The sequence below is a fragment of the Klebsiella sp. HMSC16A12 genome (assembly GCF_001808265.1).
Classification (GTDB): Bacteria; Pseudomonadota; Gammaproteobacteria; order Enterobacterales; family Enterobacteriaceae; genus Klebsiella; species Klebsiella pneumoniae.
Genome location: NZ_KV792643.1, coordinates 20,522 through 27,348, shown reverse-complemented (window position 1 = coordinate 27,348; position 6,827 = coordinate 20,522). Strand labels below are relative to the sequence as shown.

General features: G+C 57.1%; 7 protein-coding genes. 5 read left to right on the top strand and 2 right to left on the bottom strand.

Translation table 11 applies throughout. The features are described from left to right. The 4 genes from fdnG to fdhE form a co-directional block, all read left to right on the top strand. Positions 1 to 2,430: formate dehydrogenase-N subunit alpha (fdnG, locus tag HMPREF3140_RS23020; RefSeq protein ID WP_228705085.1), on the top strand; the 2,430-nt coding region annotated here is incomplete at its 5' end. Between the two features lie 12 nt (positions 2,431 to 2,442). Then, positions 2,443 to 3,345, top strand: coding sequence for a formate dehydrogenase subunit beta (fdxH, locus tag HMPREF3140_RS23015; protein WP_002882822.1), 903 nt, complete (start codon positions 2,443 to 2,445; stop codon positions 3,343 to 3,345). Then, complete coding sequence (gene fdoI / locus HMPREF3140_RS23010) at positions 3,342 to 3,977, top strand: formate dehydrogenase cytochrome b556 subunit (protein ID WP_002882818.1); 636 nt, start codon at positions 3,342 to 3,344, stop codon at positions 3,975 to 3,977. Before fdxH ends, fdoI begins: the two co-directional genes overlap by 4 nt. Then, positions 3,974 to 4,903 carry a formate dehydrogenase accessory protein FdhE gene (gene fdhE / locus HMPREF3140_RS23005; protein WP_004146237.1) on the top strand — a complete coding sequence of 310 codons (930 nt, stop codon included), beginning with the start codon at positions 3,974 to 3,976 and terminating at the stop codon, positions 4,901 to 4,903. Before fdoI ends, fdhE begins: the two co-directional genes overlap by 4 nt. Positions 4,904 to 5,076: 173 nt before the next feature. On the opposite strand, the gene HMPREF3140_RS23000 is transcribed toward fdhE, so the two are convergent. After that, the gene (locus tag HMPREF3140_RS23000; protein WP_021312635.1) at positions 5,077 to 5,460 is read right to left on the bottom strand and encodes a type II toxin-antitoxin system VapC family toxin; all 384 of its coding nucleotides are present in this window, start codon (positions 5,458 to 5,460) and stop codon (positions 5,077 to 5,079) included. Further along, positions 5,460 to 5,702, bottom strand: a complete 243-nt coding sequence (locus HMPREF3140_RS22995) for a ribbon-helix-helix domain-containing protein (protein ID WP_004150355.1) — start codon at positions 5,700 to 5,702, stop codon at positions 5,460 to 5,462. Before HMPREF3140_RS22995 ends, HMPREF3140_RS23000 begins: the two co-directional genes overlap by 1 nt. A 204-nt stretch (positions 5,703 to 5,906) precedes the next feature. Here HMPREF3140_RS22995 and HMPREF3140_RS22990 point away from each other — a divergent pair, with 204 nt between their 5' ends. Then, positions 5,907 to 6,824, top strand: coding sequence for an alpha/beta hydrolase (locus HMPREF3140_RS22990; protein ID WP_032412655.1), 918 nt, complete (start codon positions 5,907 to 5,909; stop codon positions 6,822 to 6,824). Positions 6,825 to 6,827: the final 3 nt, after the last annotated feature.

Below are 6,827 nucleotides of genomic sequence, written 5' to 3'. Positions count from 1 at the left end.
TTTGGTCGCGGTGCGATGACCAACCACTGGGTTGATATTAAAAACGCCAACCTGGTCGTAGTGATGGGCGGTAACGCCGCAGAAGCGCATCCGGTGGGGTTCCGCTGGGCGATGGAAGCCAAAATTCATAACGGCGCCAAGCTCATCGTTATCGATCCGCGCTTTACGCGTACGGCGTCGGTGGCTGATTTCTATACCCCGATTCGTTCCGGTACCGACATTACCTTCCTGTCGGGCGTGATCCTGTATCTGCTGAATAACGAAAAATTCAACCGCGAATACACCGAAGCCTACACCAACGCCAGCCTGATCGTGCGTGAGGACTATAGCTTCGACGACGGGCTGTTCAGCGGCTATAACGCAGAAAAACGTCAGTACGACAAAACCAGCTGGAACTATGAGCTGGACGAAAACGGCTTCGCCAAACGCGATACTACGCTGCAACATCCGCGCTGCGTCTGGAACCTGCTGAAGCAGCATGTTTCCCGTTATACCCCGGATGTGGTCGAAAACATCTGCGGTACGCCGAAGGCCGACTTCCTCAAAGTCTGTGAATACATTGCTGAAACCAGCGCGCCGGATAAGACCGCATCGTTCCTGTACGCTCTCGGCTGGACCCAGCACTCCATCGGTGCGCAGAATATCCGCACCATGGCGATGATCCAGCTGCTGCTCGGCAACATGGGGATGGCGGGCGGCGGCGTCAACGCCCTGCGCGGCCACTCCAATATCCAGGGTCTGACCGACCTCGGCCTGCTCTCCACCAGCCTGCCAGGCTACATGTCGCTGCCGAACGAAAAACAGGCCGACCTGCAGACCTACCTGACGGCTAACACGCCGAAGCCGCTGCTGAAAGACCAGGTCAACTACTGGGGCAACTATCCGAAGTTCTTCGTCTCCATGATGAAAGCCTTCTTCGGCGACAAAGCCACCGCGGAAAACAGCTGGGGCTATGACTGGCTGCCGAAGTGGGATAAGAGCTACGACGTTCTGCAGTACTTCGAGATGATGAATCAGGGCAAAGTGAATGGCTATATTTGCCAGGGCTTTAACCCGGTCGCCTCGTTCCCGAATAAAAACAAGGTCGTCGCTTCCCTGTCGAAGCTGAAGTTCCTCGTGACTATCGACCCGCTCAATACCGAAACGTCCACCTTCTGGCAAAACCATGGTGAGTCGAACGATGTCGATCCGGCGAAAATCCAGACCGAAGTGTTCCGTCTGCCCTCCACCTGCTTCGCCGAAGAGAATGGGTCTATCGTCAACTCCGGCCGCTGGCTGCAGTGGCACTGGAAAGGCGCGGACGCCCCGGGGATCGCCGTCACCGATGGTGAAATTCTCGCCGGTATCTTCACTCGCCTGCGTAAGATGTATGCCGAAGAGGGTGGCCCGGCGCCGGAGCCGGTGCTCAACATGACGTGGAACTACTCCACGCCACACGAGCCGGCATCGGAAGAAGTGGCGATGGAAAGCAACGGTAAAGCGCTGGCGGATATCACCGACCCGGCAACCGGCGCGGTGATCGTCAAGAAAGGCCAACAGCTGAGCTCCTTTGCGCAGCTGCGAGATGATGGCACCACCTCCAGCGGCTGCTGGATCTTCGCCGGGAGCTGGACGCCGGAAGGTAACCAGATGGCGCGCCGCGATAACGCCGATCCATCCGGTCTCGGCAATACCCTGGGCTGGGCCTGGGCCTGGCCGCTCAACCGCCGCATCCTGTATAACCGCGCCTCCGCGGACCCGCAGGGTAAACCGTGGGATCCGAAGCGTCAGTTGCTGAAATGGGACGGCGCCAAATGGGGCGGCGTGGATATTCCGGACTACAGCGCCGCCGCGCCTGGCAGCGACGTCGGTCCGTTTATCATGCAGCCGGAAGGGATGGGCCGTCTGTTCGCTATCGACAAGATGGCGGAAGGACCGTTCCCGGAACACTACGAGCCGTTTGAAACGCCGCTCGGAACCAACCCACTGCACCCGAACGTGGTCTCTAACCCGGCCGCTCGCGTCTTCAAAGGCGATCTCAAGCAGATGGGTAAGGCCGAGAAGTTCCCGTACGTCGGCACCACTTACCGTCTGACCGAGCACTTCCACTACTGGACCAAGCATGCGCTACTTAACGCCATCGCCCAGCCGGAACAGTTCGTGGAGATCGGGGAAAAACTGGCGAATAAGCTCGGCATCGGCCACGGCGATACCGTGAAAGTTTCCTCCAACCGCGGCTATATCAAAGCCAAGGCGGTGGTGACCAAACGTATTCGCACGCTGAAAGTTGACGGTAAGGATATCGATACCATCGGCATTCCTATTCACTGGGGCTATGAGGGCGTGGCGAAAAAAGGCTTTATTGCCAATACCCTGACGCCGTTCGTCGGTGATGCGAATACGCAGACGCCGGAGTTCAAAGCTTTCCTTGTGAACGTGGAAAAGGTGTAACGGAGACGACTTATGGCTTACCAATCGCAAGATATTATTCGTCGTTCCGCGACTAACGGTTTCACCCCCGCGCCTCAGGCGCGGGACCACCAGCAGGAGGTGGCGAAGCTTATCGACGTCACCACCTGTATCGGCTGCAAAGCCTGTCAGGTGGCCTGCTCCGAATGGAACGATATTCGTGATGAAGTCGGTCACAATGTCGGGGTGTATGACAACCCGGCGGACCTGACCGCCAAGTCATGGACGGTCATGCGCTTCTCGGAGGTGGAACAAAACGACAAGCTGGAATGGCTCATCCGCAAGGATGGCTGCATGCACTGCGCGGACCCGGGCTGCCTGAAGGCCTGCCCGTCAGAAGGCGCGATCATTCAGTACGCCAACGGCATTGTCGACTTCCAGTCCGAGCAGTGCATCGGCTGCGGCTACTGTATCGCCGGCTGTCCGTTCGATGTACCGCGTCTGAACCCGGAAGACAACCGCGTCTACAAATGTACCCTGTGCGTAGACCGCGTGACCGTCGGCCAGGAGCCTGCCTGTGTGAAAACCTGCCCGACCGGCGCAATCCACTTTGGCTCCAAAGAGGATATGAAAACGCTGGCCGGCGAACGCGTGGCTGAGCTGAAAACCCGCGGTTATGACAATGCGGGCCTGTACGATCCGGCCGGCGTCGGTGGCACCCACGTCATGTACGTGCTGCACCATGCCGATAAGCCGAATCTGTACCACGGCCTGCCGGAAAACCCGGAGATCAGCCAGACCGTCAAGTTCTGGAAAGGCATCTGGAAACCGCTGGCGGCCGTCGGCTTCGCCGCGACCTTCGCAGCCAGTATCTTCCACTACGTCGGCGTCGGTCCGAACCGCGCGGAAGAGGAAGAGGACAATCTGCATGAAGAGAAAGACGAGGTGCGCAAATGAAAAGACGTGACACCATCGTGCGCTACACGGCGCCGGAACGCATCAACCACTGGGTCACCGCCTTCTGCTTCGTCCTGGCGGCGGTGAGCGGGTTAGGCTTTTTCTTCCCGTCCTTTAACTGGCTGATGCATATCCTCGGCACGCCGCAGCTGGCGCGAATTCTCCACCCGTTCGTCGGGGTGGTGATGTTCGCGTCGTTTATCATCATGTTTTTCCGTTACTGGCATCACAACCTAATCAATCGGGATGATATCTTTTGGGCGAAGAATATTCGTAAGATCGTCGTCAACGAGGAGGTGGGCGATACCGGGCGCTATAACTTCGGCCAGAAATGCGTATTCTGGGCGGCGATTATCTTCCTGGTACTGCTGCTGGTGAGCGGTGTGATCATCTGGCGTCCGTATTTTGCGCCGGCTTTCTCAATCCCGGTGATCCGATTTGCGCTGATGCTGCATTCATTTGCCGCAGTGGCGTTAATTGTGGTTATCATGGTGCATATCTACGCCGCCCTCTGGGTGAAAGGCACCATTACCGCGATGGTGGAAGGCTGGGTTACCAAAACGTGGGCGAAGAAACATCACCCACGCTGGTACCGAGAGGTCCGCCAGAAACAGGAAAAGTCATCTGAATGAGTATTCGCATAATCCCGCAAGACGAGCTGGGTTCGAGCGAGAAACGCACGGCGGAAGTAATTCCGCCGTTACTGTTCCCCAGGCTGAAAAATCTGTATAACCGCCGCGCTGAACGCTTGCGCGAGCTGGCCGCTAATAACCCGCTAGGCGATTACCTGCGCTTTGCCGCGCTGATTGCCCATGCCCAGGAAGTAGTGCTGTACGACCATCCGCTGCAGATGGATCTCACCGCCCGCATTAAAGCGGCCAGCGAACAGGGCAAGCCGCCGCTGGATATCCACGTCCTGCCGCGCGACAAGCACTGGCACAAGCTGTTGCACTCGCTGATTGCCGAGCTGAAGCCGGAAATGAGCGGCCCGGCGCTGGCGGTCATTGAGAATCTGGAAAAAGCCTCTGAGCAGGAGCTGGAGCAGATGGCCAGCGCGCTGTTTGTTTCCGATTTCGCCTCCGTCAGTAGCGACAAAGCGCCGTTTATCTGGGCTGCGCTGTCGCTCTACTGGGCGCAGATGGCCAGTCTGATCCCAGGAAAAGCGCGCGCCGAATACGGCGAACAGCGCCAGTTCTGCCCGGTGTGCGGCTCGATGCCGGTCTCCAGCATCGTGCAAATCGGCACCACTCAGGGGCTGCGCTATCTGCACTGCAACCTGTGCGAAACTGAGTGGCACGTAGTACGCGTCAAGTGCAGCAACTGCGAGCAGAGCCGCGACCTGCACTACTGGTCGCTGGACAACGAGCAGGCGGCGGTGAAAGCCGAAAGCTGCGGCGACTGCGGAACCTACCTGAAGATTATGTATCAGGAGAAGGATCCGAAAGTCGAAGCCGTCGCCGACGATTTGGCCTCCCTGGTGCTCGACGCCCGCATGGAACAGGAGGGCTTCGCCAGAAGCTCAATTAACCCGTTCATGTTCCCCGGCGAAGGGGAGTAAGTTCTGCAGTATGATTTCGGGCGGCTCTTGTCGCCCGTTTTCCTTCTTGTGACACGAACGTGCGCAGGGATTATTCACACGCGTCACTGACCGTTATCAGAGGCCAACCTTTGGCTGGAGATATTCGTTTCAGACGAGTTTATCGCTCACTTGTCGTCCTCCTGCCACTCGAATTATTCAGGGTGGATTTCGTACGGCGTGGCTACGCCAGGAATACCGGCAAAATCCTTCGTATTCCGCGTAATTAGTTCCAGACGATGGAGTTGCGCCGTCGCCAGAATGATGGCATCCGGCAGCTTAAGCTTATACTCCTGCCGCAGCGCAACGCTTCGCTCTGCAATATCCTGTGAGATGTTAATGATATTAAAGGTGCTCAGCGCCATTCGCGTGCGCTGCTCCTGGTGATATTTTTTAGCGCCAACCATCACCTCCATCCAGGTAATCAGACTGATCGCATTCTGCGGTGGCCAGGCCTCCAGCGCCTGTTTGGCTTCGCGACGCCCGCTAAATAAATCAATAAGAATATTGGTATCAAAAAGCGCAGATCCGGAGGTCATTACCACTCCTTGCGTAGCTGACGTTGATATTCCATGCCGTCTTCTTCGCAGTCTTGCCACAGACCCAGCGCACTGGAGATGGTATCTTTAGCTCGATCTTGTTTCTCCAGATATTGTTCAACCGCTTCACGTAACAGTTCCGCTCGCGGAATGTTACGCTGCACTTTGAGGTCATCGAGACGTTGAATGACATCGTCTGATAAATCGAGAAGAATTCTGCCCATATCCCTTTCAGCCATCATGCTCATATATACCTCAAGTATATCACCAGTGATGAAGTTATGAGCAATCTAGAGCTTTTGGAATCGGAAACAAACAGGATTTTGTCAGGTAAACTCTTTTTTGCGAGCCGCTTTCCATAATGCACAGGCGACCTCAACAGGCCTGTCTTTTCGCCATAATCCAGGCTATAACACTGGATATTAAAACAGTATAAGGAACTTCATATGGCGCTGGAAAAAGGGATTGCTTCGCTGGTTGAGGCATTTATTGCGGCAGGTCGTCCTTCATCACGCGATCAGCATATTGATGATCGGAGGGCCGGCTATATCGCCAGTGCGGTACTCGCCGGGGAGACGGAAACGCGAGTGCGGGTGGAGGATATCACCCTGGAGGGTATGCACTTCCGCGTCGTTTCACCGCCCACTGCCGACGGCCTGCTACCCACGCTTATCTACTACCACGGCGGCTGTTTTGTCAGCGGCGGCTTTGCCACCCATGACAATCAATTGCGCCAGCTTGCCTGGTTCAGTGGGTGCCGGGTGATCGCCGTGCAGTATCGTCTGGCCCCGGAGTACCCTTTTCCGGCGGCGCACGATGATGCAGAACGAGGTGCCACGATTATTCACCAGCACGCAAAACAGCTTGGCGTTGACGCATCACGTATCACCCTGGCTGGCGACAGTGCCGGCGGGCACCTCGCTCTGGTCACGGCCCTGCGCCTGAAAGCGAAAGCGGCGTGGCAACCCGCGCAACTGATCCTGATTTATCCGATGCTTGACCCCACCGCCAGCATGGCGAGCTACCTCAGCAATGGCGATGACTATGTGATTACCCGGGACACGCTACTGAGCGGCTACGAAATGTACCTCGCCTCGACGCCGGCAAACCATCCGGATGCCTGTCCGCTCTGGCGCGAAGATTTTAACGGGCTGCCACCGGTACACATTCTGACGGCGGAGTTCGATCCTTTACGTGATGAGGGCGAAGTGCTGTACCGAAGGCTGACGGAGCAAGGGGTGGAGAGTTCCTGTCAGCGCTATCTGGGGGTGATCCACGGCTTCTTTCAGCTGGGAGGCGTCAGCAACGCCGCGCGTGATGCCATGCGGGATATCGCCTGGCGTGTGGCATCGCCAGGACGATAACGG

What these genes read in the sequence shown, in the direction of transcription:
- fdxH (WP_002882822.1), top strand. Translation starts at nt 2,443, where the DNA reads ATGGCTTACCAATCGCAAGATATTATTCGTCGTTCCGCGACTAACGGT.
- fdoI (WP_002882818.1), top strand. Translation starts at nt 3,342, where the DNA reads ATGAAAAGACGTGACACCATCGTGCGCTACACGGCGCCGGAACGCATC.
- fdhE (WP_004146237.1), top strand. Translation starts at nt 3,974, where the DNA reads ATGAGTATTCGCATAATCCCGCAAGACGAGCTGGGTTCGAGCGAGAAA.
- HMPREF3140_RS23000 (WP_021312635.1), bottom strand. Translation starts at nt 5,460, where the DNA reads ATGACCTCCGGATCTGCGCTTTTTGATACCAATATTCTTATTGATTTA.
- HMPREF3140_RS22995 (WP_004150355.1), bottom strand. Translation starts at nt 5,702, where the DNA reads ATGATGGCTGAAAGGGATATGGGCAGAATTCTTCTCGATTTATCAGAC.
- HMPREF3140_RS22990 (WP_032412655.1), top strand. Translation starts at nt 5,907, where the DNA reads ATGGCGCTGGAAAAAGGGATTGCTTCGCTGGTTGAGGCATTTATTGCG.